The sequence below is a fragment of the Mailhella massiliensis genome, from assembly GCF_020741395.1.
GTDB lineage: Bacteria > Desulfobacterota > Desulfovibrionia > Desulfovibrionales > Desulfovibrionaceae > Mailhella > Mailhella massiliensis_A.
On record NZ_DYZA01000035.1, the window covers coordinates 1 to 3,391 of the forward strand.

Sequence of the window (3,391 nt, forward strand, 5' to 3'; positions counted from 1 at the left end):
GGAATATTACATGTAATTCTTCAGCAAAACCCATGTCGGAGGCATTTCATGGCCCATCCCATCAGCCTGACGTTTGGAAACCTTACCCATCTGGCCAATACCCTGAGCGACGATACGAGCATTGTCGTCAAGCAGGGTGGTTTTGAAACCAGAGGAAAGATAGGAACCTTCTTCACCCGTAAAAGCACCAACCGCCACGCGGGCAACGTGTTGTTTTCCGCCGTACGGCAGCAGTACGGCGACACCGTGGCCGATGCCCTCGCTCCCCGTATGCGTGCCACAAGAAAAGAGGGGAAGCCCCTCAGTGCCAGAACCGTGCGCGATATTCTGGCCGATGCCGCGGCAATGCACCAGGGCATAGGGCGCATCAATACCGATATGGCCCGCCATTTCGTGCTGGGCAATACCGGACAGGGCGACACCCGCAATCTGGACGCAGCCTTCGACACGTTCTGCGCCGAACGCGACATTGATCCTGCCGCCAGGCAGGAACTCAAGAACAGGTTCGGAGAAGCCGTGCTCAAGGCCGCGAAGAACGAAACGCAGAAAATACTCAGTTATCAGGATTTGAGTGAAATGGTTCGCACGGGGAGCCTGACCGCCATGAAAAAGGCATGGAACAACGTGCTGGTGGACAAATTCATGAACGATCCCGCCCATGGAGCGGGGCCTGCGCTGGACGCATGCGCCGCCCGCATGAACCTTGACCCGACCCAGAAGCAGGAAATGCGGAAGGTTGTGGGCATGGCCGTCAGACTCGAAGCGGAAAAGGCGGCGGAAAAAGGCCTGGAGTTCAACGCCGACCAGATGTTCCGTGACATTGCCGACGGCAATCTGACCGCCATGAAGAATTTCGCCTATGCCTGCGGCAAGGGCCCCGCGCCCGACAGCGTCGCACAGTCCATGCTGGCGTGGGCCACCCCGGCAACCGCCGCGGATCTGGCCATGTTGAGCGTGCAGATTGCGAACTTCGGCGGTATCGCTGCTGGAGCTCTGACCTCTCAGCGCCTGGGAGAAATGCGCAACCTGCAGCCCGATGGACTTCTCAGCCGGGAAACCATCTGGCAGGGCTGCTTCCATGAAGCCATGCCTGAAAAGCTGAAGGACGCCGACTTCCGGGGCTTCAACGACGCCGTTTTCGACCGCCTCTCCGAGGTATTCCAGCAGGAACGCCCGGAAAGCGGCTCGGTAGCTTCCGAAGGCATGACGACGCTCGCCGCTGGCCTCAGCCTGGAAAAGACGGTGGAAAGTCTGCGCCACCCCGTGTCGGTGACTCTGGAGGACTTCGTCAACCGCCCGAGCCTGACGCCGACGTCGGAACTGAAGTCTCTGCAGGAAGTGGAAGAATCTCTGGCCAAGGATATCAACCGTCGCGGTTCACACAGCCCTCTGCCGGGCTATACGCCCGCCATCAGCTTCGGAACAGTCGGCGGAAATGTGGAAACCGTGCGTATTCAGGATACTTCCGGCATGTCTGAGGATGAGAAGGCTCTTTTCAATCAGGGGCATCCTTCCTCCATAAGCAGAAGCCTGGTCGATCACGCCCGGCGACTCTGCGGCGATAACGAAATCCAGGCCCGGCAGCTCATCCAGAGCATGGGTCAGAGCGGGGCCTTCCTGGTCCGTACCGGAAGCCCGGTCACCGGCATTGCGGAATCCGAGCACTCGCCCCTGGATATCGATATCCGTCGGGAGGAAAACGGCAACGTCACCATGCGTTTCCATAAGCCCGAGGCATCCCCGCTGGATATCGACTACACCTTCACCATCACCCCCGACGGACAGAGCACGCTGACGGCCTGCCGGATACAGGCCCGCCCCGCCGGAGAATGATCTGCATACCTGAGAGGTTACCATCATGTCTGAAGCATTTACGTCCCTTCTCCACGCGCTGGCTCCCGCCCTGGGCCTGCCGGAAGTCACTGTTCAGGAGGAGGATTCCTCCTGCCTGCTGGTCATCGACGACTTTGAGGTAAGCCTGCGCTATCTGCCCGGTTCCGACCTCGTCATGATGTTCACCGTGGTGGTTCCCCTGCCGGAAAAAAACAGGGAAGCGCTCTACGCCGCGCTTCTGGACGCCAACACCTTCTTCCACGAAACGCAGGGGTTCACCCTGGCCGCGCGGGAAGACACCGGCGTCACGCTTCAGGGCGTCATGCCCATGCGCGTTCTGGACGGCGGAAATATTGCCTCATGGGTGCAGAACTTCGTCGCCATTGCGGAGTCGTGGCAGAGCTTCTGCCTGCGCAGAGAAGAAGAAAATACCCCGGAAGGTTCGTCCGCAGTTCTCCCGCAGGATATGCTTCAGGTGTGACGGAACACTCCGATACCCGAAGCAGAAACGCCCTTGCGGCGACCCAACCTCCCCGCCGTTTCGCCCGCCTGCAACCGGCCGAAACGACCCGTTGACGGCAAAAGCCCCATACCTTCAGGCAATCCTGCCCGGGTATGGGGCTTTTTCATGGCATTGTCGCGCTGCACTGACGAAAACACAGCACACCGGCGCGTCAGCTCCCGCCTGCTCCTCCCCGGCAGTCCTTCTGTGCCGCCGAAGCGCTGCCCCGGAACCGAAAAAACGCCATCTCGACCGTTTCCGCTCTTTTCTCCGCCATGCTCCTTTTCCGGGATGAACGACTCTGAGGTGATATCATCTCTTCATGCCGCCTTCACGCTGCCGTCACTCTCCCTTTCTATAGTCGCCCCACAGACGCTTCCTTCCTCTGGCGGCAATCCCGGCCGCCTGACGGAACGAGGCATAAAGGAGGCACATCCCATGTTTCATGTCAGAAGCAAAATACGCCGCACACAGGTCGCCGCGGCTCTCGTCACGGCCCTGTTGAGCGCCTCCCTGTGGAGCAGCCCCGCATGTGCGGAAGTAGTACAAATCGTCTACACTTCCGACCAGCACTACGGCATTACCCGCAAAAGCTTCCGGGGGGAGAAAAAAGTTTCCGCAACCAAGGTCAACGCCGCCATGGTGGAAGCCATAAACCGTCTTCCCGACCTTACCCTGCCCCCGGACGGCGGCGTCATGGCCGAAAAGCCCGTGGGATGGATAGACTACGTCATTTCTACCGGCGACATAGCCAACCGCATGGAAGGCACGGCGGAAAAGGCCCCCATGACGGCGAAGGCATGCTTTGAGCTCTTCATGACACAGTACGGCAGGGGCCTGACGGTAAAAGATAAAGAAGGCAGCCCGGCTGAGCTTCTCGCCGTGCCCGGCAATCACGACATGACCAACGCCGTGGGCTTTTTCCGCCCCATGTTCCAGGAAAAGGACGACTCCGCCATGAGGGCCATGTTTGAAATGTCCACGGGAGAAAAGGCCGGAAAAGACTTCGCCCCGTATGCCCGCCCCATCACTTTCGCCAGGGAAAAGGACGGCCTG

At 59.7% G+C, this 3,391-nt stretch carries 2 protein-coding genes and 1 pseudogene; all 3 read left to right on the plus strand.

Going from position 1 to position 3,391, the window contains the following annotated elements:
• Positions 1 to 48: 48 nt before the first annotated feature.
• Complete coding sequence (locus K8W16_RS01960) at positions 49 to 1,833, plus strand: hypothetical protein (RefSeq protein ID WP_304120689.1); 1,785 nt, start codon at positions 49 to 51, stop codon at positions 1,831 to 1,833.
• Between the two features lie 25 nt (positions 1,834 to 1,858).
• Entirely contained in the window at positions 1,859 to 2,314 is a 456-nt protein-coding gene (locus K8W16_RS01965) for a type III secretion system chaperone (RefSeq protein ID WP_304120690.1), read from the plus strand.
• A gap of 459 nt (positions 2,315 to 2,773) precedes the next feature.
• Positions 2,774 to 3,391 (plus strand): annotated as a pseudogene (locus K8W16_RS01970) (hypothetical protein); the annotation flags it as partial.

Excerpts from the sequence above, each read along its gene's own strand:
- K8W16_RS01960 (WP_304120689.1), top strand. The coding sequence starts at position 49 with ATGGCCCATCCCATCAGCCTGACGTTTGGAAACCTTACCCATCTGGCC.
- K8W16_RS01965 (WP_304120690.1), top strand. The coding sequence starts at position 1,859 with ATGTCTGAAGCATTTACGTCCCTTCTCCACGCGCTGGCTCCCGCCCTG.